This window comes from Caballeronia sp., assembly GCF_028292365.1.
Lineage (GTDB): Bacteria > Pseudomonadota > Gammaproteobacteria > Burkholderiales > Burkholderiaceae > Caballeronia.
In genome coordinates this window covers 13267-39893 of sequence record NZ_JAQGMM010000362.1, presented here as the reverse complement: position 1 = coordinate 39893, position 26627 = coordinate 13267, and the positions used below count along the sequence as shown (strand labels likewise).

The window sequence follows — 26627 nt, the reverse complement described above, 5'->3', positions numbered from 1 at the left end:
CGCTTTCCGCCAGCGAAATCATGCCCAGGTTGACCTGGATCGCGGTAACGATCATTTCGCGGCGCCCTTCAATTGTTTTCACGATACGCAACAGATGGTCGTACACATCGCGGAAATAATCCTGCATGCCGGTACAAATGCCCGGAGCGCGGCCGCCGTATAGCTTGCTGACCGCTTCCAGCAGTGGCGCGGTGTGATGTTGCAGCAGGACAAGCCGGCGCTTCAGGGAATACAGGTCTTCGATGATCACCCGCGACGCCGCCGACCCGTTGCGCTCGAAGATGCGTTCTTCGAGTTCGTCGAGCTCCGCGCCGAGCGTTTCCAGAATGGGGAAATACCGGTCCACTACATTGTCGATCAGCGCGTACATCACGAATGCCGGGCCGTGTTCCAGCAGATGCGGTTCGCGCTCGCAGCGCTTGCGCACATCCTGGAATCCCTGGCTCGTCCTGTTACGCACGGACAGTACGTAGTTTTTTCCGACGAACACGTTGATCTCGCCGACCACCAGTTCGTTGTCGGAATCGAGTTCCACGGTGTGGAGCACGCAAAACAGCGAGTCCGCGTATTCGTCGATCTTCGGACGTTCGTGGCCTTGCTGAGCGTCTTCCACGGCGAGTTCGTGCAGCCCGAACTGGTGTGACATATGCGCGAGTTCGCCCGGGCCGGGGTCCTTCAGCGCGACCCAGACGAAGCAGTCGGGGACTTCCCGATACGCGGAAATATCGTCGATAGCGACGTCGGCGAGCTTGCGGCCTTTCTGGTAAGCCGCACAATTGACCAGCATGAATTCCTGCCCCCGCACACAGTGATGGTGCCGGCGCATGCCGTCTTTCGCGACGAGAGGCAGCGTATAGGGAGGCATGGCCGGAATTGCTGTAGATGTTAGCGGATTTGTCCGGCGCCTACTGCGCAGGCGTCTTCCCTGTTCCGTCGTCTTGCAATTCAGCCGCCACGCGAGTTACGTCTCGCTATGCGAGTAGTCCGAGGTCAGTTCGGAGCTGAGCCGCGGCGTATCCGCCTGCGGCGCCAGGGTGTTGTCGCGTTTCGTGAGCTTGCCTTCCACGGAAGCGCCAACGTCCATGCGCAGTTGCTGGTAATAGATGTTGCCGTTCACATGCGCGTTCGATTGCAGCTCGACAAAATGCTCCACGGTGACATCGCCGGTGATGGTGCCGTTGATCACGATGTCATAGGCATTGACGTTGCCGGTGATCGACCCCTGGTCGCTGACAACCAGCAGCGTCTGCTCGCCCGCGCGGCCCGTCACGTTGCCCTTGACGTGGCCATCCATGCGCAGGCCGTCGCTGAATTCGAGGTTGCCCGCGATCTGGACATCGTGTGCGATCAGCGTAGCTAGCTTGGCTTGACTGACGCCGGTAGATTTTTTCTTGAACATGGGAAAACCTCTTCTGGTCTGGATTGCAAAAATGGTTGCCGGTCATGGACGGATCGATGTGGCGGCGTGGAGGGTGGCTCGGGATCGGTCTATCTAGTTCGACTTGTCCCGCTGACGCTTGAGGAAGGTCAGGTCCGTTCGCATTCGATGAATCTCCGCCAGGCTTTCGGCCGCTTGTTGCTCCATGACGAGCCGTGTCGCCACTTCATGGTCCAGCGCGATGCGCGCCTTCGAAAGTTGCTCGCGGATCTCGCGTTCAGACATGGGCGGTGCGCACAGCGCATCGGCCTTTTTGCTGTTATCGCGCGACGTGACAAGTGCGAAGCCCGCCGCTGCCAGCGCCGCTGCGGCGCAGGCAGCGGCAATCGTGCCGAGCAACAGCATGGGCCACGTCGGACCACGTCTTGATGTCAGCGAATAGGTGCGGCGCGTGAGCTTGTGCGACGGCCTGTTTCGATCAGTTCGCGGCATTGGATTTCAGCTTGAAGAGGGCGAGATAAGGCGTGGGATTGAGCTGCGTCCCGTCGATGATCACCTCGAAGTGCAAGTGCGGTCCGGTCGAGCGGCCCGTCGAGCCGATTTCGGCAATCTTCTGGCCGGGCATGACAAGATCGCCCACCTTCACGAATATCTTCGACGTATGTCCGTAGCGGGTAATCACGCCGCTGCTGTGCTGGATATCGACGGCAATGCCGTAGCCGCCGTGCGGTCCAGCCTGAATCACGCGGCCGCCCGCGCTGGCGAAGATGGCCGTGCCGGTGGGGGCGACCAGGTCCACGCCCGGATGAAAGTTCAGGTGTCCCGTGAACGGGTCAATACGGTTGCCGAATGGCGAGCCGGAGCGTGCGTCGGGCGCGGGCTGGCGGCCTGGAAACGCCATGTATGACGCGTAGTGCGCGAGCACGGCGTCATCGAGTGCGCCGATGGTTGCATCGAGGCAATCCAGCGCGCTTTGCGTGCGCTTCAACCGCTGGGGTGCGGAACCGGTAACCGCCGCACGCTGGGCGTCGCAGAGGCGGGGCGGCAGCGATGGGCCGCCCGACGCGCTGCTGTCCAGCGGCGATTCATCGTCGTTATCGGGAAGCGGTGGAACCACGTGGATGTCCGGATGATCGGCCGCGCGTCGTGCCGCTTTCAATTGTGCTTCGAAGTCCTGAAGTTCATTCACTTGTGACACGAGTTCGATCACACGCGGTTCGATATGCGTGAGTGTTGCGCTGATCTTGCCGAGTTCATCGATCTCGTAGGAGCGCCGCTCTGTTTGCGCTTTCTCTTCGGCCGCGTGAGTGTTGCCCATTGCCGCGCCAATGGCGATGCCAAGCGCGAGCGCGGCCAGGATCATCGCAATGACGGCGACGATCACCATGGCGCGGACAGTGCGCGCTTCGACGAAACGCACACGCTGGTGCGACACGTTCCGGCGGGACCAGATGACGAACGCCATCAGCGCACCGGGCGCGGCAAACGCGCGGGTGAAAAAAGACGCGCGGGCGGTGGATGACCGGTCTGTCTGCGAGTGATAAATATGAGATGGATAAAGGTCACGTCCATGTGAAAACGCCGCAGCAGGGCTACGGCGGAAAGCCTTATGGGCGGACGATTATGCACCCGTTATGCGAATGCGTATCTCATATATAAGGGGAGCTGAACAAACGAGAAATTTACGGCCTCTGCGTTTCGCTCCATAGCATCTCGCGCGACTCGCCCATCAGCAACGGACGATTGATTTCAGCCACTGTGCGCAAGAAGTCCCACACTGCCGTGATGCGTTTCAATTTGCGCAAATCTTCGCGGCAGGACAGATAAAAAGCACGCGTGACGACGATGTCATCGGCGAGAACGGGCACGAGTCGCGGGTCCTGCGCGGCCATGAAACACGGCAGGATCGCGAGCGAGCGGCCCTGCAACGCGGCGTGATATTGCGCGATCACGCTGGTGCTCCGCCAACGTGACACAGCGCCCGGAATCGCGCGTTCGAGATAGAGCAACTCGTAGCTGAACGCGAGGTCATCGATATAACTCGCGAAGCGATGCGTCGTGAGGTCTTCGACCTTGCGTACCTGTTCGTGCTGGTCGAGATAGTCGCGCGTAGCGTAGAGGCGCAAGCGGTAGTCGCAGAGTTTCGTGTAGACGGTCTGGCCATGTTCAGGGCGCTCCAGCGTGACGGCTATGTCGGCCTCGCGCTTGGACAAGCTGACGAAGTGCGGCACCGGCAACAAGTCGATGGAAATCTGCCGGTGGGCGTCCTGAAAGCGCGCGAGTTGCGGCGCGAGAAAGAAGCAGCCGAAACCTTCGGTCGAGCCGACTCGTACGTGTCCGGACAACGCGTGTCCCGAGTTGGCAATGTGCTCGGTCGCCGACTGAACCGTGCTTTCCATGGCGTCGACATACGTCAGCAGGCGCTGCCCTTCGGCGGTCAGGATGAAACCGCCGCTGCGGGATTTATCGAAGAGCAGGGTGCCGAGCGCGTCTTCCAGCGCGCGCACGCGCCGCGCGACGGTCGTGTAATCGACCCCCAGACGCTTCGCCGCGCCGCTTGCGCGCTGGGTTCGCGCCACTGCCAGGAAGTACCGGAGATCGTCCCAGTTCAGGTTGCTAAGGCCCGGACTCGTGCTTTTTTGCATATTGGATGGGTATTTGTATCCATACTTCGTAGAGATTTGCATAACTATACTGAACGTTGTGGACTCCCCCTACAGCTTGTGTAACGGGCGAGCCGACAACATTCAAATAATCCGGAGACGACATTTCCCTTTGGCGACCCGCGCGGTATCTGCGCGCGTCCGCGTCTCTGTCATCCCGTTCCACCAGGAACGTTCCGTTCAAGGAGCCTCTCTATGAATACCGTTGCTGACCGTCCGTCACAGGCCGAACAATCCAACGCTGGCGTGCGCACGGCGAAATTGCTGATCGACGGCAAGTTCGTTGAATCGACGACGCAGGAGTGGCGCGATATCGTTAACCCTGCGACCCAGGAGATCGTTGGCCGGGTGCCATTTGCAACCAAGGCAGAAGTCGATGCCGCCGTGGCGTCGGCGGCAAAAGCGTTCCAGACGTGGCGCCTGACGCCGCTTGGCGCACGCATGCGCGTGATGCTGCGGTTCCAGGACCTGGTGCGCCAGAACATGAAGCGGATCGCGCAGACGCTGACGGCCGAGCAGGGCAAGACGCTGCCCGATGCCGAAGGCGATATCTTCCGCGGCCTTGAAGTGATCGAACATGCCTGTTCGATCGGCACGCTGCAGCAGGGCGAATTCTCGGAGAACGTCGCGGGCGGCGTGGATACCTACACGCTGCGCCAGCCGATAGGCGTGTGCGCCGGCATCACGCCGTTCAACTTCCCCGCGATGATTCCGCTGTGGATGTTCCCGATGGCGATCGTCTGCGGCAATACGTTCGTGCTGAAGCCATCGGAACAGGACCCGTTGTCCACCATGGAACTGGTCGAGCTGGCGCTCCAAGCGGGCATTCCGGCGGGCGTACTGAACGTCGTGCACGGTGGCAAGGACGTGGTCGACGCTATCTGTACGCATCCCGACATCAAGGCGATCTCGTTCGTCGGATCGACGCATGTGGGTACGCACGTGTACAACCTCGGCAGCCAGCACGGCAAGCGCGTGCAGGCGATGATGGGTGCGAAGAATCACGCAGTCGTGCTACCCGATGCGAACCGCGAGCAGACGCTGAACGCACTTGCCGGTGCGGGTTTTGGCGCGGCGGGGCAGCGTTGCATGGCGACATCGGTCGTGGTGTTCGTGGGGGCATCGAAGGACTGGTTGCCGGAGCTGGTCGAGCGCGCACGCGGCTTGTCCGTGAATGGCGGCACGGAGGCGAATACCGACGTTGGGCCGGTCGTCTCGCGCGCAGCCAAGGAGCGGATCCTCGGCATGATCGATGCAGGTGTGAAGGAAGGCGCAACGCTTTCGCTGGATGGTCGCGATGTGAAGGTCCAGGGATACGAGAAGGGCAATTTCATCGGTCCGACGGTGTTCTCAGGCGTCACCACGGACATGACCATCTACAAGCAGGAGATCTTCGGTCCGGTGATTTGCGTGCTGGAAGCCGCAACGCTTGACGATGCCATTGCACTGGTCAACCGCAATCCGATGGGCAACGGCGTCGGACTTTTTACGCAGAGCGGCGCGGCGGCGCGCAAGTTCCAGAGCGAGATCGATGTTGGCCAGGTGGGGATCAACATTCCTATCCCCGTGCCGGTGCCGTATTTCAGCTTTACCGGCTCCCGCGGGTCGAAGCTGGGCGACCTCGGGCCGTACGGCAAACAAGTCGTGCAGTTCTATACGCAAACCAAAACCGTCACGTCGCGCTGGTTCGACGACGCCACCGTCAACGACGGCGTCAACACGACCATTTCGCTGCGCTAGGTTGGTTGCCAGGTTGCCGAACGAAATAAAAAGGGGATACGCAATGGAAATCGGCTTTATTGGACTGGGCAACATGGGCGGACCCATGGCCGCCAACTTGCTGAAAGCGGGGCATTCGCTGACGGTTTTTGATTTATCGAAGACGGCTTTGCAGGCGGCGGTCGACGCAGGCGCGCGGACGGCGGCATCGCCCCGTGAGGCGGCTCAGGCAAGTGAGGTGGTGATCACCATGCTGCCGGCCGCCGCGCACGTCAGGTCGGTGTATCTGGAGCCGGATGGCGTGCTCGCCGGGGTTCGTCCGGGCGTGCCGCTGATCGACAGCAGTACGATCGATCCGGCGACCGCGCGGCTGATCGGCGAAGCCGCGTTGAAGCAGGGTAATCCGTTCGCCGATGCTCCCGTGTCCGGCGGTACCGGCGGCGCCCAAGCGGGCACGCTGACGTTCATGGTCGGCGCCAATACCGCGCTGTTCGAAACGCTCAAACCGGTGCTCGCCGGCATGGGCAAGAACATGGTTCAGTGCGGCGAAACGGGGACGGGGCAAATCGCGAAAATCTGCAACAACCTGCTCCTCGGCATTTCGATGATCGGCGTGGCGGAAGCGATGAAACTCGGCGCGTCGCTCGGGATCGAACCGAACAAGCTCGCTGGAATCATCAACACATCGACGGGACGTTGCTGGAGCGCCGATACGTGTAATCCCTACCCGAACGTTTTACCGAATGCCCCTTCGTCACGCGGGTATACCGGGGGGTTCGGCGCTGATCTCATGTTGAAGGACCTGGGACTAGCCGTTGATGCAGCGCGTCAAGTCAAGCAACCCATCCTGCTCGGCGCGCTCGCGCAGCAGCTTTACCAGACCATGAGCATGCAAGGCTTGGGCGGGTTGGACTTCTCCGCGATTATCAAGTTGTACGGTAGCGAGGACGCCTGAATAAAACCTGCCGATTGCGAATTGCTGCAGCGCATTTTATGTGATCTTTTAAGCTGCGTTGCAGCATCGCAGTCGCTCTGCCATGCTAAGCAAGGACATGGGGAATACGATGATTCGCTTCTTCTGATTTTGGCCTATTCTCAAAGCACGACGTTCATGTCTTCGTCTGTATTAGTAAGTAAATTACGAATGAGGGATGAAGACAGCGAAGCCGCTTTGAGGTGTTTAATAGGTTTATCAGGTTAATTAAGGCCAGCGAAATGCTGGCGGCAAATAGCCAGGATCAAGGAGAGCCAGATGCAAACAACTCGTCATTTTCACATGGAATTGCGGCATGCAACGCTGCCGACCTACGTGTTCAGTTACCTGTTCCCGTTGGTGCTGTTGGCGTATGAGTTATGGCGCGTAGGTTCATGGGTGGCCGTGCGTGGTTTCAACTTCGCGGACTTCAGTTCGATGGGGTATGAATTCGCGCTGATGCTAGCGGTGTTTGCGATGCAGATCATTGTCGAAATCGCATTCATGGCTGCGGCCATGTTGACGAAACACCACGACATTGCACATCGTGCGGCTAACTTGCTACTTGGCCTGTTCTGTTCGGTGGTTGTGCTGGGATTCGATCTCGCACTTCAATACGCAATGTAACGTGCAAATATAAGCGCGCGGTTTTATCTAAGCAGTAGCGCTACTCAGGTTCTCGCAGCAATAAAAAGCCTGTTCGAATGTTTTGTTCGAGCAGGCTTTTTTCGTTGTTTTTTCAGGTGCAAATCAGCAACCTGCCGCGTTGGGCAATTCAGGCGCCGACTGCGCGCGTGATTCGAAACATTTCTTGTTCGCTTCCTTGAGCGCCGTGCGCAATCCTTCCTCGATCACCGGGTGATAGAACGGCAGCTTCAACATGTCTTCCACCGACAGTTCCAGTTGCAACGCCCATGCAAGCAGATGACCGAGATGTTCGAGGGCCGGTCCGCACCCCTGCGCACCCAGAAATTTGCCGGTCTTGGCGTCAGCATAGACATGCAGCAAACCCCGGTTTTGGCGTAGTACGCGACTGCGTCCCTGGGTTTCGAACGACACGGTTCCGGTCACGGTCATCTGCTTGTCGAGGTCGTCGTAGGAAGCGCCTACGCTCGCGACTTGCGGCTCGCAGAACACGATAGAAAACGGCACCTTGCGTTTGACGGACTGAACATCGGGGAAACGCGCGGCGTTGTCGCCGGCGAGCTTGCCTTCGTCGGCGGCATCGGAGAGAAAGGGACGCGTGCCGTCGCAATCGCCCGCCATGAAGATGCTGCTGTCGCCACACTGCATCGACTGTTCGTCGAAGAGGGGAACGCCCTTGTCATTGAGTTCGATGCGGGTCTTTTCCAGCTGCAATGCAGTCAATGCCGGCTTCCTTCCAGTCGCCACGAGCACGCAGTCGAAACGCTCGGTGCGCTCGGTTCCATCCAGCGCTTTAAAGCGGATCGTGGGTTCTCCATCCTGCATCGATTTTTCGAGGATGGTCGCGTCTGGGTCGAAGTAAAACTCCTGCTGCAGCGCCTCAATCAATGTGTCGCGCACAGGAGTGTCCGACAGCGCGCCAACCCGGTTTTTCTGGCTGAACATGAATACATCCACGCCGAGTCGCGCGAATGCCTGGCCGAGTTCGAGGGCGATAGGGCCTGCGCCGAATACGGCGCAGCGCTTGGGCAAGGTCTTCAAGTCGAAGACATCGTCGCTCGTGATCAGATGGTCGCCGAATAGCTTGAAGTCGTCTGGAATGAGGGATGCCGAGCCTGTGGCGATCACTACACTCGTGGCTTCCACGCGCGCGAAGTCATCGACGAGAAGAACGTTACGCGACTCGAAACGTGCGCACCCGCGGATCACCGTGTCCTGAGGATATGAATCCGTTTCTTCCAGCACACCTTTGACGAAATGATCCCGCTCGCTGCGGACATAGGCCAACACATGCTCACCGTTTGCTTCAAGCGCATACGTGCCTTCAATGCCTCTGGGCGCTTGTGCCTTTGCGTTGTGCAGGCCATTGGCAGCAGCGAGCAGCAGCTTGGACGGCATGCAGCCCACGCGCGCGCAGGTCGTACCGAACTCGGCGCCTTCGATGATCACCACTTGCTTGCCCGCGTGCTGTGCCGCACGATACGCGGCCATGCCGGCCGTCCCAGCGCCAATGACGGCGACGTCAACCTTGATCTGCTTCATTGATACCTTTGCATTAGAAAGGCTCGACAGCGTATACAGCCTGTTTTCACGACCACTGCGGATGTGCCCCGTCCAGGCTCCGGTCGAGCTGGAACGCGGTGCTGATCAGCGCAAGATGGGTTAATGCCTGCGGGAAATTGCCCAACGCTTCGCCGCTGATGGCGACTTCTTCGGAGTAGAGGCCGACGTGGTTAGCATAAGCCAGCATCTTCTCGAATATAAGCCGTCCTTCGTTCACTCGACCTGCTCGCACAAGTGCTTCCGCGTACCAGAACGAACACGCGCTGAAGCCACCTTCCTCCCCGGGAAGACCATCGAGCGAATCGCCGCGTGTGTAGCGAAAAATCAGCGGATCGACGCCCAGTTCGCGGCCGATAGCATCGAGCGTTGAAAGCCAACGCGGGTCTTTCGGGCCGATGAAACGCACGAGCGGCATCATGAGCGTCGATGCATCCAGCGTCGTCGAATCGGGTGTCTGGACGAAGCTCTGGATCTCGTCGTTCCAGAAGTGCGTGTAGATATCGGCGTGAACGGCGTCGCGGACCGCATTCCATTCGGCAAACGGCGCGGGCAGCGAACGTTTTTGCGCGAGGCGGATTGCGCGGTCCATCGCGACCCAGCACATCAAGCGAGAATGCAGCAAGGGCCGGCCGCCGTTGCGAAATTCCCAGATGCCCTGGTCTGCTTGTTGCCAGTTCTCCGCAACGAAGTTCACGGTACGCGTGACGTGGCGCCAGCCGTCGTAGGAAATGGCTTCGCCGTATTTGTTGTACAGATAGATAGCGTCCAGCAGCGCGCCGTAGACGTCGAGCTGCGTCTGATCGCGCGCGGCATTGCCGATCAGCGGGGGCGCGGTGCCGCTGCCGTGCAGTTCCGGGACGACTTCTTCTTCGGGCGTTTCTTCGCCGTCGACCGCATACATCACGCTGAATGATCCGTCAGAGTCGCACTGCTTGTTGCGCTCGGCGATCCAGTTCTTGAAGTTGCGTGCCTCGCCCGTGTAGCCGAGCCGGAGCAGCGCGTAGACGGAGAATGCAGCGTCGCGAATCCAGGTGTATCGATAATCCCAGCGACGTCTGCCATCCGATGTTTCCGGCAACCCGAACGTAGGCGCGGCGACGATCGCGCCGGTTGCGCGCGAGCTCAGCAACTTGAGCAGCAGCGCCGAGCGCATCACGACTTCGCGGTAACGGCCCCGGTAGGTGGATTGGCCCGACCATTCGCGCCAGAAGTCGATGGTGTCAGACAGCGCTTCCTTGCAAGGAAGCGTCTTGCGCATCGCTTCGGATTCCGCGCCGAAGATGAAGCAGGCCGTCTCGTCCTGCTTGAGATCGAAGCTTGCGACGGCGTCGTCGTGATCGATCGACAAAGGCACGGTTGCATCGAGCGTGAGGGCTTCTGCCTGAGCGCCGGCTGCCTTGTCTGCAGGCGTGAAGCGCAACGTACTGGCATCGACCTGAGTGGTTTCGTGACTGCCTCGGGCATAGTCTAAACGCGGCGCGCAGCGCATTTGCGCGGACATATCGCCGTAAATCGCACGCACGATCCGCACCACGCAATTGGAGGTCGCCTTGGCGTCGTCGTCGTCATTCGAGACCGGCATGAAGTCGACGATCTCGCACACGGCCTGCGCCGACATGAAGCGCGTGAGCAACACGTTCGTTTCCGGCAGATACATTTGCTTCGTGCGCGCTACCGCGAAGGTCGGTGTAATGCTGAACGCGCCACCATTTTCCGGGTGCAGCAGCGACCCGAACACGGTCGGCGAATCGATGCGCGGAAAACACATGAAGTCGATCACGCCTTCAGTCGACACCAGCGCGGTCGTGCGCATGTTGCCTATCAGGCCATGCGCGTCAATACCAATGCCGGGGCGGTCTTCGCGGGGGCTAACCATTGTCCGCAAAGCCCGGATACAGCGTCATGCCGCCGTCCACGAACAAGGTAGTCCCAACCACATAGTCGCTGTCGTCCGAAGCCAGCCAGACCGCCGCCCGGCCGATATCCTCGCTCTCGCCAATCCGCCCGTAGGGCACGAGTTCGAGCAGCGCCTTCAACGCTTCGGGGTTGTCCCACGCAGCCTTGTTGATCGGCGTGCGGATCGCGCCCGGAGCGATCGAATTCACGCGGATCCTGTGCGGCGCGACTTCCTGCGCGAGCGATTTCATCATCATCTGGATGCCACCCTTCGACGACGCATAGTTGACGTGTCCCGCCCAAGGGATCACTTCATGCACCGAGCTCATGCAGATGATCTTGCCCAGCGCCCTGGACACGGGACGCGGGCCGCGCCGGAGGAATTCACGCACGGCGCGTTGAGCGGTAAGGAACTGGCCAGTGAGATTGACGTTCATCACCGCGTTCCAGTCGGCGAGCGTCATGTCGACGAACTTCGCGTCTTTCTGCAAGCCGGAATTCGCGACCACGATGTCCACCGTGCCGAAACGCTTGATCAGCGCGTCGAACATGGCGTCGATCTCGGCTTCGTCGGAGACGTCGGCCTGGATTGCGATGGCCTGGCCGCCGGCTTTTTCTATCGATGCCGCGAGCGCTTCAGCGGCTTCGCCATGCGAGTGGTAGTTGATCGCGACGCTCGCGCCGGCATCGGCGAGCGCTTGCGCCACGCCGTAGCCTATGCCCGAACTGCCGCCGGTGACGAGCGCGACCTGACCTTCGAGTACTGGATTCATAACGTTCCCTGGTTCGATGCGAAGCGCGCGCCGTACGCGCCGCCGCCGCTGCGTAGCGCCTGCTCGCGATGCACCTGCTGGGGGCCGGCCTGGGCCGGAGACGTCAGGGGAAGGAGCAAGTGCCGGACCCGCCCGCGACAGGGTTCCCGAGTCGGGGTGGGAACTCGTATTCGCTATTCGGAATCCACCCCAAGCGCGGGGAAACGTTCCGTGGGATAGGCGATCTCGTCTTGCGAGGCGACAATCTCAAGCTCATAGCGCCCGGCCTGGAAGGTATTCCTGACCACGGCGTTCACTGCGGCAAGCGTGTGTTCCAGCGCGGCACGCACCGAGTCGCCCAGTAGCGTGCGCGCGAGAAATACAGCGCTGGTCAAGTCGCCCACGCCTACTGGTTGCCGCGCGAACGGGTAGAGCGGCCGTTGCGCAAACCACGCTTCGGTCGCGGTCACGGCGAGCATGTTGAAGGTATCGGCGCGGCTGTTTCGGTCGATCAGGTGCTTGACGAGCACCACTTTCGGGCCGCGGGCGATCACCTCGCGGCAGGCGGCGACGGCTTCATCCACCGTCTCGATCGTGCGTCCCGTCAGCTTCTGCAATTCGATGTGATTCGGCGTCATGGCATCGGAGACTTCCGGCATGGTGTTCACCAGGAACTCCTGGATGCCGGGTTCAACGATGCAGCCGCTGGTGGTGCCCATGACGGGGTCGCAGAAATAGCGCGCTTTCGGATTGACGGCTTTCACCATCCTGACAATTTCCACGACCGCGGCGCCTTGCTCAGGCGAGCCGAGATAACCCGACAGGATCGCATTGCAGCGCGACAGCACGCCGATAGCGCCAATCCCCTCGATCACGCGCGTCAGTTCGTCGGCGTCGACAACGCCGCCGGTCCAGCGGCCGTATTGCGTGTGATTCGAAAACTGCACCGTGTTGAGCGGCCAGACGTTGACGCCCATGCGACGCATGGGGAAAACCGCCGCGCTGTTGCCTGCGTGGCCGAAGACCACGTGTGACTGAATACTGAGGACGTTTTGCATGATGGTTTTTAGAGGTGCAGGACAGCGGCCATGAGGCCGCGCACGAAAACCGCATGCATGTTCGGCATGCCGGACATCATTGTGCCGTGGTTTTTGCCTGTGTCGAAAGAACCTGCTCGTGGAACCTGCTCGTGGAACCTCAGCGAGAGCGAGATCCACTTGGCATGAGGATTGCTCAGCCTTATGGATTTTATGCACCGTTCGCGACGGCGGGCCCATCGGCCAAGGTATTCCATCGGATTGCCAAGCGATTTTGATGGGCTGGCGCATCAATTTCCGAAAAGCAGGTGCGAACTATTCACCTTTGCAGCAAAATCATCCCAACCGCTCAATCAATTGTCGTTCAAATCCTCTGGAGAAAACCACCCCAATCCCATTCGAGTCATTCGCCAGCAAGCACCGGTAAGACAGCTGAATCAAGCGACAAACAGGCCAGAGACAGGCCGCAAAACAGGAGGTCGGTATGGAGACGCTGACAGGAAATCGTACGGATCTGCAGAAGAACACGCTGGCTATCGTCCTCGCGGGCGGCCGGGGTACCCGACTCGGACCGCTTACGAATAAACGCGTTAAGCCAGCAGTGCACTTTGGCGGCAAATACCGGATCGTCGACTTCGCATTGTCGAATTGCCTGAATTCAGGCATCCGGCGTATCGCCGTCGTTACGCAATACAAGGCGCATTCGCTCTTGCGCCACCTGCAGCGAGGCTGGGGTTTCCTGCGCGGCGAGTTCAACGAGTTCATCGACATCTGGCCGGCGCAGCAACGCGTTGATTCAAGCTGGTACAGGGGGACGGCGGACGCGGTGTTCCAGAACCTGGACATCATCCGGTCGATCGGGCCCGAGTACATCATCGTGCTGGCGGGAGACCACATCTACAAGCAGGACTACACGCGTATGATTCTCGATCACGTCGAGAGCGGCGCGGATTGCACGGTCGGCTGTATTGAGGTGCCACGCATGGAGGCGACCGCGTTCGGCGTGATGCACGTCGACGCACAGCGCCGCATAACGGATTTTCTGGAAAAACCGGAGGATCCTCCCGCGATGCCGGGCAAGCCCGATGTCGCGCTCGCGAGCATGGGCATCTATGTCTTCAGCGCAAAGTACCTGTATCAATTGCTCGAAGAAAACATTCTGACGTCGGATACGGATCACGACTTTGGCAAGGACATCCTGCCGCGCGTGGTAACGAGCGGCAAGGCGATCGCGCACCCGTTCGGCATGTCGTGCGTGACCTCCGAAACCGACCCGAACGCGCCGCCGTACTGGCGCGATGTGGGCACCGTGGATGCATACTGGTCGGCGAACCTGGACCTCGCGTCGACCATTCCTGCGCTCGACCTCTACGACCGCAAATGGCCCATCTGGACGAACCAGGAGCAGTTGCCGCCGGGCAAGTTCGTGCGCGACCTGCACGGGCAGCAGGGCGCGATCAACAACCTGCTCGTGTGCGGCGGCTGCGTGATCTCAGGTTCACAAGTCGCGCGATCGGTGTTTTCATCGGCGGTGCGGGTGCACTCGTTCTGTCACATAAACGAAGCCGTGCTGTTGCCGCAGGTCACCGTGGGCCCAAGTTGCCGCCTGAAGCGGGTGGTCATCGACCGGGGTTGCACGCTGCCCGAGGGGCTGGTCATTGGCGAAGATCCTGATTACGATGCCGAGCGGTTTTTCCGGACTGAAAACGGCGTGGTGCTCGTGACACAGGATGCGCTGACACGTCTCGGACAAGCGAAGCAGTCATAATTCGGGCGACCGGAAACAAGCCAATGGGGAACCGATGACCGTATGCGTGCTGCATGTTGCAGCGGAGATGTATCCGCTTTTGAAAACCGGCGGCCTCGCCGATGTCGTGGGCGCATTGCCGCCGGCCCAGACGCAACTGGGCACGAACGCCCGCGTGATCCTGCCGGCGTTTCCTTCGGTGGTGGCGGGGCTGACGCAGATCGAGCCGGTGGCCGATCTTGGCTGGGCGTTTGGCATCGATCACGTGCGGCTTGAGCGGGGTCTGCTTGAACCGCACGGCATCGTGGTCTACGTGGTCCGCGCCGATGCGTTCTACGACCGGCCCGGTAATCCGTATCTGGACGGCTCCCATACGCAATATGCCGATAGCGACCGGCGTTTCGCGCTGCTCGGCTGGGCGGCCGCGCGACTCGCGACCGGTGCCGATCCGGCCTGGAAACCGGATGTCCTGCACGCGCACGACTGGCACGCCGGCCTTGCGCCAGCATATTTGCGGGCACGGGAGCGTGAGACGGGTGTGGCGCGCGTGCCATCGGTCATGACGGTTCATAACCTCGCATATCAGGGCGTGTTTCCCGCCGCGGAATTCAGTGTGCTGCAGTTACCGGCGGATTTTTTCTCTGTCGATGGCGTCGAGTTCTACGGTCATCTGTCGTTTCTCAAAGCCGGCTTGTTCTACGCGGATCGCATCACGACCGTGAGCCCGACCTACGCGCGCGAGATTCAAACCCATGCTCAGGGCGCCGGGCTCGACGGTTTGCTGCGCACTCGTACGCACGATATCAGCGGCATTCTCAATGGCGTCGATAAAACGGTGTGGAATCCGGCAACCGATACGACCATCAACACGCCATACTCGATCGCCAAATTCACTGGCAAAGCGAAGTGCAAAGCCGCATTGCAGGAACGTGTCGGTCTGGCGCGCGAGCCGGATGCGTTGTTGTTCGGCGTGGTGAGCCGGCTAACCGAGCAGAAGGGCATTGATCTCTTGCTGTCGGCGATTCCGGATATTGTCCAGCGCGGGGGGCAACTCGTCGTGCTGGGTACCGGCGACCCGGCGCTTGAAAATGGCCTCAAGAAAGCCGCGCTGGCGCATCCGCACGCGGTTGCCGTGGAGCTTGGATTCGACGAAACGCTCTCCCATTCGATTATCGCGGGCAGCGATATCGTCATGGTTCCGTCACGCTTCGAGCCGTGCGGCCTGACGCAGTTGTACGCGCTGGCATACGGTTCACTGCCGCTCGTGCACTGCGTGGGCGGGCTTGCCGACACCGTGGTGGATGCGTCGCTGGAGAATCTCGCCGACGAACTGGCTACCGGTTTTGTATTCGAAAAATTCGACCGGCCATCGATTGTTGCCGCGATCCGGCGCGCGTTTGCATTGAAGCAGCGGCGGCTGGAATGGAAAGCCGTTGTGCGTCGCGCGATGGAACAGGACTTCGGCTGGGAAGCGTCTGCGTTGCGATACATCGATGTGTATCGCGAGCTGATCGGGCCGCGTGCGGGTTAGCGAGCGTGTTCGGCGTTAATGAGTTACTAGTCAGCCAGGTCGCGTGCAAGTGCGTGGATCGCGATCTGCACGCGGCTCGACAGGTTGAGCTTGCGAAGCACATTGCGCACGTGGATCTTCACGGTGCTTTCGGCCAGGTCGAGTTCCCGCGCAATATCCTTGTTGCTCGCGCCGCGCGCCAGGATCCGCACGATGTCGCGTTCTCTTGGCGTTAATGCAGGCGACGCAGGCGTGCCACGTGGTTCGAGTGACGCGGGTGCCACAGTATCTTCCGCGCGCACCGGCGTTCTCATTTGCGCGATCAGCCGCTGCGTCATGCTCTCCGCGATCACGGATTCGCCCGTCGCCGCGCGGCGGATCATGGTGGCGAGTGCGTCCGCTTCCATGTTTTTCAACAGATAGCCGCACGCACCTTCACGCAGCGCACGGGTCAGTTCATCCACGTCTTCCGACACGGTCAGCATGATGACCGCCGTGTCCGGCAGATCCTGCTGCAGCAACTGCAACGTTTCGATACCCGATAACCCCGGCATGTTCAGGTCGAGCAGGACCACGTCCGGGCGATGCTGCTTTGCGCGCTTGAACCCTTCGATACCGTCGGCCGCGTCGTCCACGACTTCGAAGTCGGGCTGACGCTGCAATAACGCGCGCACACCGGAGCGAAACAGCGTGTGGTCATCGATTAAAAGAATGCGGATAGTCATGCTGCCTGCCGTTCGCTGACGGGCAGCAGAAGGTGGACGCGTGCGCCCTTGCCAGGCTCGCTGTTCAGCTCTAATTGCGCGCCAAGCCGCGCTGCGCGCTCACGCATGATGTGAAAACCGACGTGAGCCTCACCGCGGCTGGCGATATTGGCGGGATCGTAACCGTCGCCGTTGTCTTGTATCGTCAGTTCAAAATCACGGGCGTTCTTGAGCGTAATGTGGACCTGCGAAGCCAACGCATGTTTGCGAATGTTCGACAACGCCTCCTGAAGGATGAACAGCACCTGTAGCTGCTGGTCGGGCGGCAGGGGCAGTCCGCCCGCTTCGTCGTAGTCAAGTCTGACTTGTGCGTCCGTTTGCCGTTCGAAGCGCGTTACCGTCTCGTCCACAGCGTCGCGAAGGTTACCGGTCGCGAACTTCGTGCGGAAATTGACGAGCAGTTCGCGCACGTCCTCATAACTTTCCTCAAGACCTCCGCGTAACAACGGCGCGATTTCGCGCACTTCGTTCATATCGTCGCGGCTTGCGGCGTCATCGAGTAAATGCAGCTGCAGCTTCAGGAAATTCAGGCTCTGCGCGATGCTGTCATGCAGTCCCTGCGCGACCAGGTGACGTTCCTGCGCGACCGCAAGCTGACGTGCGGCCGTGGCGAGACGATGGTTCTGCAAAGCCGTGCCCAGATGTTTGCCGAGCGTTTCGAGCAATCGCGTTTCCGATGGCAGCATTGGGCGGTCGCCGCAAAAGTGCAGTGAGAAGGAACCCAGCGTTACCTCATGCGACACGATGCCGAACGCCGCGACCGCATCGAAACCTGCCTGCCTGCAATGGGTCGCAGGCCCGCTGTCAGATGCCTGCTGCATGCGCAGATCTCGCACGACCGCGAGGCCGCCGGTGGCTGCCGCGCCGCACGCGCAGGTGCTGGCCGGCATGCAGCGCTCGGCATTCAGAATGGGCCCGGGCAAACCTTCGGACACGACTACGTGCAGGTTGTCCCCCTCCTGCGCAAGGGCCCGCACGGTGCCTGCATCGGCATTGAACTGGCGCATGACACGTGCGAGAAAACCGCGGCACAGGACTTCAACGTCATGTGCGCCATGCAGGAATGAGGTCATTTCGTAGAGCGCGACCAGCTCACCGTTGCGTGTGGCGAGTTGCGCGGTTTTGCTTGTCACGCGCAGCGCGAGGTCCCGGTACAAGCTTTGCAGCTCGCTCGCCATCCGGTTGAAGCCCTGCGCAAGATGACCGAACTCGTCGCGCGATTCGACGGGCATACGTGCGCTGAATTCGCGCTGCTCGATACGGGACAGACCGCGCTCCAGACGTCGTACGGGCGTGACGAACCACGCATAGAGCAGGTACACGATCGCCATCGTACCCAGGCACGCGAGCGCCGCAAGGGCCATTTGCCAGCGTCGCAGCCAAGCTGTCTTGCGCGCGTTTTCGCGTTCGATCATGCGGACCAGGGCATCGGCTTCGGCCACGAACGTGGGCAGCCGGGCGAGATACAGCGAGGGGGTATCGATGAAGCTCGACGAGTCATGCGTGATTGCCGGCTTCAACGAGTCGTGCCAGGACCGCGAAACGGCCGCGAGCTGAGCGTGGATTGCGGGTGTGGCGGGAAGGAATAATGGGCGTTCGGGGTCTCCGCTTTTCAGATGGGCCAGCGTGAGATCGAGCAGGGCGCTTTGCGAATTTACGTCGGCTTTGCGGCCGGCCCGTGCTTCGTTGAGCTGGATCGCCACGTTACCCGCACGCATGCGCAGGCTGCCGGCGTCATTGATCGCCGCTCCCGCGCCTTCGAGTTGCCACGAGAGCCAGAGCGTGCCGACGATCATGGAAAGAACTAACGCCAGCGCAACGCTGGACAACGTGACAATGCGCGTGGATAAACGGTAACGGAACGGCGTGGCGAGAAGGGCCGCTGAAGAGGCCGGGGGTAAGACCGGCGGGGAGACCAGATGAGGCGGATGAGCGGACATGGAACTGCGTGCTTGCGCGGCCGGAATGCAAAGGGCGCTAATTATCCGGCGTGTGGGCGTCCAAAAGTGAGAGTCCGACTGTTTTACATATGAACTCACCAATCAAGGCAACGTCCGCCAGAGGCAGAAGCGGGATCGCGGGTGCGTCATGAAGACGCGGGGCGTCGTTGGTGGCGATCGCGAGGATTGCTGTATCGGTCAGGTATAGCGGGTCGCGTCCCTCCTCGGGACGCACGACTTCGAGGCGCGGCAAGGCCTCGCGCGTGAAGCCTTCCACCAACGTCAAGTCGGCGGGGGTTAGCCGTGCGACAAGATCCGCCAACGGCGGTTCGGGCGCGTCATGCAGTTCGCGCACAATGGCGTACCTATATGGCGAGGCAATCAGCACTTCGCCCGCGCCCGCCGCGCGGTAACGCGCGCTGTCCTTGCCCGGCGGCTCGAGATCGATTGAATGATGACTGTGCTTCACGACGTTCACGACCAGGCCGCGCGCGTGGAACCAGGGCAGGAGCGCCTCGATCAACGTCGTCTTGCCCTGTCCCGAACGCCCGCAAATTCCAAAGATGCGCGGCTTCGCCGCTGCTTCTGTCATGTCGCTACCCCGTCTTTCCAGCCTTGAATATTAGCGCGTCCTACCGCTTCCATCACATAACGCCGCTCGGCCAGGTCGCGCAGCGCCTGCGACATCGCGACGCGAATCCGCAGCTCAACCTGCTCGAACGGTAATACCGAGCCCGGCGACTTCTCGTGAACCCGGATGATATGGAAGCCGAACTCTGTTTCCACAAGTGCAGGGCAGAGCGTACCAGCAGGCGCTGCAAATACAGCGCGTTCGAACGCCGCCACCGTGTCACCGCGGCCTATCTCACCGAGTGCGCCGCCATCGACGCCCGACGGGCAATTCGACAAGGTACGCGCAAAATGAACAAAGCGCAGTTCCAGGCCGTCCGCGTGCAGCAGTTCATCGAGCGTCTGTTGAGCGCGTTGACGCAGCGCCTTCAGATCCACTTTCTCCGTCACCTGGAACAGGATATGGCTGACACGCGCGCGCTCGTTCACTCGCCAGCGCTCCAGGTCAGCCAGGTAGTGGCGCTCGCACTCTTCATGCGTGGGTGCGGCGGCTTCAGCGAGCTGATGATCAAGCAAGGCTTCGATCATGGCCTCGTCGCCCTGACCGGATGCCACGATGTGCAACTGCGCCGCTTCATCGAGCAGGACGCGGCGCAGCACGGCCGCGGTCAGCGCCGCTTGATGTGAGTCCGGCGGTGAGTCCGGCGTGTCCCCATGCGCCGGCATTTCGCGCTCCAGGTCTGCGTCCGCAAGCTCCACGCCATTGACGATGATCGCCATGATGTTCTCCTCTAGACAGGTTAGCGCGGCCGCACGAGTTGCCATGCGCGGCTCAGGTACGTGACGGAAGCGAAGCCGCTCCAGATGTGCACGAGGCGAGTGAAAGGGAAGATCACGAACAGCGACATGCCCATGAACAGATGCATCCGGAATACGAATGGCGCGGCCGCCACGTACTGCGCTGCGTCGCCGCGGAAAGTGACGACATGCTGCGCCCAGGTCATGAGCTGGACCATCATGTGGCCGTCCATGTGATCCGCTGATTCCCGGATCGTCGACAAGCCGAGCAGCAGGGTGACGAGAATCCACATCAGCAGCACTTTGTCGCCGGTGCGGGTCACGGCGGAAATACGCGCGTTGGTGAGGCGGCGGTGAATCAGGATGACGAGACCGACGAGGCATATTGTGCCCATCACGCCGCCCGCGATCATCGCCACGGCTTGTTTCGTGCTGTGATCGATTCCAAGCCAGTTCCAAACAGCAACCGGTGTGAGCAGGCCGGCAAGATGCCCGAAAAAGAGCCCGAGAATCCCGACGTGAAACAGGGTGCTGCCGAGCCGCAGATTGCCGCGATGAAGCAACTGCGAACTGTCGGCTTTCCATGTGTATTGTTCGCGCTCGAAGCGCGCGAAGCTGCCGAACAGGAAAACGGCCGCCGCAATGTACGGATAAATACCGAACAGAAATTGATTGAGCATGAACATAGTCCCTGGAACTTAGTTGGCCGTAGCAGGTGGTCGCGGATGGAAGTGCATCGGCTGGGCGAGCGGCGTGGGCATGGATGGCGCGAGCAGCGGCTCTACGCCGTCGGCGCCGGGGCCGAAAAGTTCGAGCGCTTCGTCCATGTCGCGGATCGGCGGTGTCTCGGCAGCTTGCGGCACGACATCCGTCAAAGACCTGAGCACGGTGAATACGCCCGCGTACGGACTCTCGTCGCGTGCCAGACGGTCCCCCAGCGCGGCCAGGACGTGGATGGCTTCGTCCAGCAGTGCGCGCGCTTCCACCGGATCGATGTTCCCCAGCACTTCGAGGAACAGCGGCACATGATCGGGCAACTCGTTGGTCGCCATCTCAAGACCCAGCCGGCGATATTCATCCAGAAGATCGACCATTGCCTGTCCGCGATCGCGGCTCTCGCCGTGAACGTGTTCGAACAGATGCAGCGAGTGGGCAGGATTGCGGTCGAACGTTGCGACGTAGTTCTCCTGCAACTCGATCAGCGGATGCTCTTTGAGCAGGGCGAGCAACGGTTGCAAGGCGACTTGAGCGGCCTCGGGGAAGGCCTTGAGTTCCTGGTTGATCTCTTGCAAGGCATCAAGCAACTCGGCCTCTGGATAGTCGAGCAACGTCGAGAGCAACGTGTAAATGGATGCCGCGCTCACGATGCAACCTCCGTTTTCTTGCGTGACTTCGGCATGTCTGCGAACACCACGCTGCCTTGCTGTTTCTTGCCGAACAACGATCCCTCCGATACCCCGCCCGAGCAGCCGTTGCCGAAGGTGAATCCGCAACTGCTTTTGTCGTTGAAGCTGTCTTCGGCTTGTTCCTTATGCGATGACGGCACCACGAACCGGTCCTCATAGTTGGCGATTGCCATCGTCTGGTACATGTCTTCCACTTGCGCGGGCGTGATGTTCAGGCCGTCGAGCAACTCAGGCTCCGCACGGCCGTGCACGACCTCGGCGCGTTTGAATGCACGCATGGCGAGCATGCGTTCCAGCGCGGACGTGACTGGTGCTTCGTCGCCGGCGGTCAGCAGGTTTGCCAGGTACTTCACTGGAATGCGCAGGCTCTTGACGTCAGGAATGATGCCGTCCATGCCGATATGCCCCGCGTCCGCTGCAGACTGGATCGGAGAAAGTGGGGGGATGTACCACACCATCGGCAAAGTCCGGTACTCAGGGTGCAGCGGGAACGCAACCTTCCATTCCACCGCCATCTTGTAGACGGGTGACTTGACCGCCGCGTCGAGCCAGCTTTGCGAAATACCTTGCGCGAGCGCTTCGGCCTGCACAGCGGGATCGTGCGGATCGAGGAACACGTCCAGCTGCGACTGGTACAAGTCCTGTTCATGTTCGACCGATGCAGCCTCGCCAATCTTGTCCGCGTCGTACAGCAGCACGCCCAGATAGCGAATCCGCCCGACGCACGTTTCCGCGCACACGGTCGGCTGACCGGCTTCAAGACGCGGATAACAGAAGATGCACTTCTCCGCCTTGCCGCTCTTCCAGTTGAAATAGATCTTCTTGTACGGGCAACCCGAGATACACATGCGCCAGCCGCGGCACTTGTCCTGGTCGACGAGCACGATGCCGTCGTCCTCGCGTTTGTAGACCGAGCCCGACGGGCACGACGCCACGCATGCCGGGTTCAGGCAGTGCTCGCACAGACGCGGCAGATACATCATGAAGGTGTTCTCGAACGTCGAGTACATCTCTTTCTGCACGTTCTCGAACAGCGCATCGCGGCCACGCGACGAGAACTCGCCGCCGAGGTCATCTTCCCAGTTGGGGCCCCATTCGATCTTCTCCATCTTCTTGCCCGTGATGACGGACACCGGCCTTGCGGTCGGCGGCGTCTCGGACAAGCGCGCCTTTTGCAGATGCTCGTAATCGAACGTGAAAGGCTCGTAGTAGTCGTCGATGGCCGGCAGATTCGGATTCGCGAACAGGTTCGCGAGGACCTTCAGCTTTCCGCCCTGACGCGGATGAAGCTTGCCATTCGCGTCGCGGGTCCAGCCGCCCCGCCATTTCTTCTGGTTCTGCCATTCCTTCGGATAGCCGATGCCCGGTTTCGTCTCCACGTTGTTGAACCACGCGTACTCCACGCCATCGCGCGAGGTCCACACGTTCTTGCATGTCACGGAGCAGGTATGGCAACCGATGCATTTGTCCAGGTTCAACACCATTGCAACTTGTGCACGGATCTTCATGATGCGGCTCCTTCGCCTTCATTGAGCGGGCCTTCGAGCCACGCGATCTTTTTCATCTTGCGCACGATCACATACTCGTCGCGATTCGAACCCACGGTGCCGTAGTAGTTGAAGCCGTAGGCCTGCTGCGCATAACCGCCAATCATGTGGGTCGGTTTGAGTACCGTGCGCGTGACCGAGTTATGGATACCACCACGCATGCCGCTCGTTTCCGCGCCGGGCACGTTGATGATTTTTTCCTGCGCGTGATACATCAGGCACATGCCGCGCGGGACGCGCTGGCTGACCACCACGCGGGCAGTCAGCGTGCCGTTGAGGTTGAACACTTCCACCCAGTCGTTATCGACGAGACCGGCTTCCTTTGCTTCCGCTTCCGAGACCCACACGTGCGGTCCGCCGCGAGACAGCGTCAGCATGCGCAGGTTGTCCGAATACGTGGAGTGGATGCCCCATTTCTGGTGCGGCGTGATCCAGTTCAGCACGAGTTCGTGCTCACCGTTCGACTTCGCGCCGAGCATCGCGGTAACGGTCTTCGTATCGATAGCGGGGCGATACACGCACGAGCCCTCACCGAAGTCCAGCATCCAGCGATGGTCCTGATAGAACTGCTGGCGGCCGGTCAGCGTGCGCCATGGGATCAGTTCGTGCACGTTGGTATAACCGGCGTTGTAGCTGACTTCTTCTGACTCGAGCCCGGACCAGGTTGGCGCGGAGATGATCTTGCGCGGCTGCGCCTGGACATCGCGGAAACGGATCTTGTCGTGCTCGCGGCCTGTGGCGAGGTGCGCGTGTTCGCGTCCCGTGATCTTCGACAACGCTTCCCATGCCTTGACAGCAACGTGACCGTTGGTCTCAGGGGCGAACGTGAGGATCATTTCGGCTGCGTCGATAGCGCTGTCAAGTCGCGGTCGTCCATGACTCACGCCGGCTTCGGTCACCGTGCGCGTGATGTTTGCGAGTTCGCCCACTTCGTGCGCGCTGTTCCAGTTGATGCCCTTGCCGCCGTTGCCTTGCGTATCGAGCAAGGGTCCTACTGACGTGAACTTGCGATAGACATCCTTGTAATCGCGCTCGACGACCGTCATGGAAGGCGCGGTCTTGCCGGGAATCAGGTCACATTCGCCTGCGCGCCAGTCCTTCGGTTCGAACGGCTGGCCGAGCTCGCCGGGGGTGTCGTGCATGAGCGGCGTGCAGACCAGGTCGGTGCGCGTGCCCAGATGTTCGCCACCGATCTCCGCGAATTTTTCCGCGATGCCCTTATAGATTTCCCAATCGCTCTTGCTTTCCCACAAGGGTTGCACGGCTTCGGACAACGGATGAATGAACGGATGCATATCCGACGTATTCAAGTCGTCCTTCTCGTACCACGTGGCGGTGGGCAGCACGATATCGCCGTAAAGGCAGGTCGTGCTCATGCGAAAGTCAAGCACGGTGAGCAAGTCGAGCTTGCCTTCAGCGGCTTCGCGCACATGGACCTGGCCGGGCATGATGGCGTCGTTTTCGTCCGAGAAGAGCGCGTTCTGCGTGCCGAGCAAATACTTCAGGAAGTACTCGTGGCCCTTGCCTGAGCTGCCCAGAATATTCGAACGCCAGACGAACATGTTGCGTGGGAAGTTGACGGGGTTATCCGGGTCATCGCAGGAGAACTGCAGCGCGCCCGACTTCAGGCGGTCCACTACGTAGTCGATCGGTTTTATGCCTGCACGCGCCGCTTCGTCGGTGAGATCGAGTGGGTTCGCGCCGAGTTGCGGCGCGCTCGGCAACCAGCCCATGCGTTCGGACTTCGCGTTCAGGTCGAGCATGGCGAGGTTCGCGTACTGCGCCTTGTTCGCGGTCGGCGCAAGCACTTCGTCGAGCGCGAGCTTCTCGTGGCGCCACTGGCTCGTGTGGTTATAGAAGAACGACGTGCCGTTCATCTGGCGCGGCGGCTTCGACCAGTCGAGCGCGAAGGCGAGCGGAGCCCAGCCGAATTGCGGCCGCAGCTTTTCCTGTCCGACGTAATGCGCCCAGCCGCCACCGCTCTTACCTACGCAACCGCACATCATCAGCAAGTTGATGATGCCGCGGTAAATCATGTCGTTGTGGTACCAGTGATTGAGCGCCGCGCCCACGATCACCATGCTCTTGCCCTGCGTCTGATGGGCATTCGTCGCGAACTCGCGGGCCACCTGGATTACGAGATTGCGCGGAACCGTGGTGTGCTTTTCCTGCCACGCGGGCGTGTAGGGGACATCGTCGTCATAGCTTTGTGCGACGTTCGGTCCGCCAAGTCCCTGGTCGACACCGTAGTTCGCCATCTGCAAGTCGAACACGGTTGCGACCAGCGCGCTTGTGCCGTCCGCGAGCGTCACGCGGCGTGCGGGGACGTGACGTTCAAGCAACGCGTTGTGCTCGCTGCCGAAGTAGGGGAAGCCGACAGCGACGACTTCGTCGTGCGCGTCTGGATCGATCAAGGAGACGCGCGGGTCGATCGCTCGTCCGCTGCCGCCGTCCTTCATTTCGAGATTCCAGCGGCCGACTTTCTGGCCGTCGTTGTGCGCGGCTTCGTTCCAGCGAAACCCGATGGTGCCGTTCGGCGCAACAATCTCGCCGCTGCCGGCGTCGATCATCAGCGTCTTCCATTGCGCGTTGTTCGCTTCGTCGAGGTTATCGGCGAGATGAGAGGCGCGCAGGAAGTGATCGGGGACGAGCATGCCGTCGTTGTCGCGCAAGAGCACGAGCATGGGCATGTCGGTGTATTGCTTGATGTAGTCGCGGAAATACCCGGACCTGTTCGACCCATTCGCAGCGTGGAATTCCTTGAGCACGACGTGGCCCATTGCCATCGCCAACGCTGCGTCGGTGCCTTGCTTCGGCGCGAGCCAGATGTCGCCAAACTTGACCATCTCGCCGAAATCCGACGATACCGCGACGGTCTTGGTGCCCTTGTAACGCACTTCGGTATAGAAGTGCGCATCGGGCGTGCGGGTCTGGGGAATGTTCGATCCCCATACCATCAAATAGGTGGAGTTGTACCAGTCCGCCGATTCGGGCACGTCGGTCTGCTCGCCCCAGACTTGCGGCGAAGCGGGCGGCAGATCGCAATACCAGTCGTAGAACGACAGGCACACGCCACCGATCAGGCTGAGGTAACGCGAACCCGCGGCGTAGGACACCATGGACATGGCGGGAATGGGCGAGAAGCCGATCACGCGGTCCGGCCCGAACTTGCCGATCGTGAACGCGTTCGCCGCGGCGATCATTTCGTTAGCGGTGTTCCAGTCGGCGCGTACAAAACCGCCGAGCCCCCGCACGCTCTTGTATCGTTTCGCCTTGACCGGGTCCTGACTGATCGACGCCCACGCCGCGACCGGATCGAGACTCCGGCGTGCTTCGCGCCACATCTCCATCAGGCGACCGCGGATCATCGGGTACTTCACGCGCTGCGCGGAATACACGTACCAGCTATACGAGGCGCCTCGCGGACAGCCGCGCGGCTCGTGATTCGGGAGGTCGGCGCGCGTACGCGGATAGTCGGTCTGCTGCGTCTCCCAGACAATCAGCCCACTCTTGACATAGACCTTCCACGAACACGAACCCGTGCAGTTCACGCCATGCGTGGAGCGCACAACTTTGTCGTGTTGCCAGCGATTTCTATAACCTTCTTCCCACTTGCGGTCTTCGTTCACCACCGCACCGTGTCCGTTCGAAAACGTCGACTGCGTGCGCTTGACGAACTTCAGGCGATCCAGAAAATGACTCATTGTTGTGTCCTGTGT

The 26627-nt window shown here is 60.8% G+C and carries 22 protein-coding genes; 5 read left to right on the top strand and 17 right to left on the bottom strand.

All coding sequences use genetic code 11. From position 1 onward, the window contains the following. The 5 genes from JWR14_RS22300 to JWR14_RS22280 all read right to left on the bottom strand — a co-directional run. The coding region (locus JWR14_RS22300) for a magnesium and cobalt transport protein CorA (protein WP_299711632.1) at window positions 1-787 on the bottom strand (787 nt) is incomplete at its 3' end. 174 nt (window positions 788-961) lie between these two features. Next, window positions 962-1399 carry a polymer-forming cytoskeletal protein gene (locus JWR14_RS22295; RefSeq protein ID WP_299711623.1) on the bottom strand — a complete coding sequence of 146 codons (438 nt, stop codon included), beginning with the start codon at window positions 1397-1399 and terminating at the stop codon, window positions 962-964. Between the two features lie 93 nt (window positions 1400-1492). Beyond that, window positions 1493-1870, bottom strand: a complete 378-nt coding sequence (locus tag JWR14_RS22290; RefSeq protein WP_299711620.1) for a hypothetical protein — start codon at window positions 1868-1870, stop codon at window positions 1493-1495. Further along, entirely contained in the window at window positions 1857-2843 is a 987-nt protein-coding gene (locus JWR14_RS22285) for a M23 family metallopeptidase (RefSeq protein WP_299711617.1), read from the bottom strand. Before JWR14_RS22285 ends, JWR14_RS22290 begins: the two co-directional genes overlap by 14 nt. A gap of 217 nt (window positions 2844-3060) precedes the next feature. Beyond that, a complete protein-coding gene (locus tag JWR14_RS22280) occupies window positions 3061-4023 on the bottom strand; it encodes a LysR family transcriptional regulator (protein ID WP_299711614.1) in 963 nt (320 codons plus the stop codon). A 213-nt stretch (window positions 4024-4236) separates the two neighbouring features. On the opposite strand from JWR14_RS22280, the gene JWR14_RS22275 reads away from it, so the two are divergent. From JWR14_RS22275 to JWR14_RS22265, 3 genes are all read left to right on the top strand, one after another. Next, window positions 4237-5781 carry a CoA-acylating methylmalonate-semialdehyde dehydrogenase gene (locus JWR14_RS22275; RefSeq protein ID WP_299711611.1) on the top strand — a complete coding sequence of 515 codons (1545 nt, stop codon included), beginning with the start codon at window positions 4237-4239 and terminating at the stop codon, window positions 5779-5781. Between the two features lie 43 nt (window positions 5782-5824). Further along, window positions 5825-6715 carry a 3-hydroxyisobutyrate dehydrogenase gene (mmsB, locus tag JWR14_RS22270; RefSeq protein ID WP_299711608.1) on the top strand — a complete coding sequence of 297 codons (891 nt, stop codon included), beginning with the start codon at window positions 5825-5827 and terminating at the stop codon, window positions 6713-6715. Between the two features lie 297 nt (window positions 6716-7012). Further along, window positions 7013-7360, top strand: coding sequence for a hypothetical protein (locus JWR14_RS22265; protein WP_299711605.1), 348 nt, complete (start codon window positions 7013-7015; stop codon window positions 7358-7360). Window positions 7361-7483: 123 nt separating this feature from the next. Here JWR14_RS22265 and JWR14_RS22260 read toward each other — a convergent pair whose 3' ends face one another. From JWR14_RS22260 to pdxY, 4 genes are all read right to left on the bottom strand, one after another. After that, a complete protein-coding gene (locus JWR14_RS22260) occupies window positions 7484-8920 on the bottom strand; it encodes a dihydrolipoyl dehydrogenase (RefSeq protein ID WP_299711602.1) in 1437 nt (478 codons plus the stop codon). Between the two features lie 46 nt (window positions 8921-8966). Beyond that, the gene (locus JWR14_RS22255) at window positions 8967-10817 is read right to left on the bottom strand and encodes a glycoside hydrolase family 15 protein (RefSeq protein WP_299711599.1); all 1851 of its coding nucleotides are present in this window, start codon (window positions 10815-10817) and stop codon (window positions 8967-8969) included. Continuing rightward, window positions 10810-11610, bottom strand: coding sequence for an SDR family oxidoreductase (locus tag JWR14_RS22250; RefSeq protein ID WP_299711596.1), 801 nt, complete (start codon window positions 11608-11610; stop codon window positions 10810-10812). Before JWR14_RS22250 ends, JWR14_RS22255 begins: the two co-directional genes overlap by 8 nt. 173 nt (window positions 11611-11783) lie before the next feature. After that, window positions 11784-12647, bottom strand: coding sequence for a pyridoxal kinase PdxY (gene pdxY / locus JWR14_RS22245; RefSeq protein ID WP_299711593.1), 864 nt, complete (start codon window positions 12645-12647; stop codon window positions 11784-11786). A gap of 463 nt (window positions 12648-13110) precedes the next feature. On the opposite strand from pdxY, the gene glgC reads away from it, so the two are divergent. Further along, window positions 13111-14394, top strand: a complete 1284-nt coding sequence (glgC, locus tag JWR14_RS22240) for a glucose-1-phosphate adenylyltransferase (protein ID WP_299711590.1) — start codon at window positions 13111-13113, stop codon at window positions 14392-14394. A gap of 34 nt (window positions 14395-14428) precedes the next feature. Beyond that, on the top strand, window positions 14429-15904 hold the full coding sequence (gene glgA, locus JWR14_RS22235) for a glycogen synthase GlgA (RefSeq protein WP_299711587.1): 1476 nt from the start codon (window positions 14429-14431) through the stop codon (window positions 15902-15904). A 26-nt stretch (window positions 15905-15930) separates the two neighbouring features. On the opposite strand, the gene JWR14_RS22230 is transcribed toward glgA, so the two are convergent. Genes JWR14_RS22230 through JWR14_RS22195 form a run of 8 tightly spaced genes read right to left on the bottom strand, consistent with a single transcriptional unit; the run spans window position 15931 to window position 26612 of the window. Further along, the gene (locus tag JWR14_RS22230; RefSeq protein ID WP_299711584.1) at window positions 15931-16608 is read right to left on the bottom strand and encodes a response regulator; all 678 of its coding nucleotides are present in this window, start codon (window positions 16606-16608) and stop codon (window positions 15931-15933) included. Further along, window positions 16605-18587 (bottom strand): type IV pili methyl-accepting chemotaxis transducer N-terminal domain-containing protein, encoded by a 1983-nt coding sequence (locus JWR14_RS22225; RefSeq protein WP_299711581.1) that lies wholly within the window; start codon window positions 18585-18587, stop codon window positions 16605-16607. Before JWR14_RS22225 ends, JWR14_RS22230 begins: the two co-directional genes overlap by 4 nt. 37 nt (window positions 18588-18624) lie before the next feature. After that, complete coding sequence (gene mobB / locus JWR14_RS22220; protein WP_299711578.1) at window positions 18625-19179, bottom strand: molybdopterin-guanine dinucleotide biosynthesis protein B; 555 nt, start codon at window positions 19177-19179, stop codon at window positions 18625-18627. Then, the gene (locus JWR14_RS22215) at window positions 19176-19937 is read right to left on the bottom strand and encodes a peptidylprolyl isomerase (RefSeq protein ID WP_299711575.1); all 762 of its coding nucleotides are present in this window, start codon (window positions 19935-19937) and stop codon (window positions 19176-19178) included. The genes mobB and JWR14_RS22215 overlap by 4 nt, the downstream gene beginning before the upstream one ends. Window positions 19938-19957: 20 nt before the next feature. Further along, entirely contained in the window at window positions 19958-20641 is a 684-nt protein-coding gene (gene narI / locus JWR14_RS22210; protein WP_299711571.1) for a respiratory nitrate reductase subunit gamma, read from the bottom strand. Window positions 20642-20653: 12 nt separating this feature from the next. Further along, on the bottom strand, window positions 20654-21322 hold the full coding sequence (gene narJ / locus JWR14_RS22205) for a nitrate reductase molybdenum cofactor assembly chaperone (protein ID WP_299711629.1): 669 nt from the start codon (window positions 21320-21322) through the stop codon (window positions 20654-20656). Continuing rightward, window positions 21316-22869, bottom strand: a complete 1554-nt coding sequence (narH, locus tag JWR14_RS22200) for a nitrate reductase subunit beta (RefSeq protein ID WP_299711568.1) — start codon at window positions 22867-22869, stop codon at window positions 21316-21318. Before narH ends, narJ begins: the two co-directional genes overlap by 7 nt. After that, entirely contained in the window at window positions 22866-26612 is a 3747-nt protein-coding gene (locus tag JWR14_RS22195) for a nitrate reductase subunit alpha (RefSeq protein WP_299711565.1), read from the bottom strand. The genes narH and JWR14_RS22195 overlap by 4 nt, the downstream gene beginning before the upstream one ends. Window positions 26613-26627 lie beyond the last annotated feature (15 nt).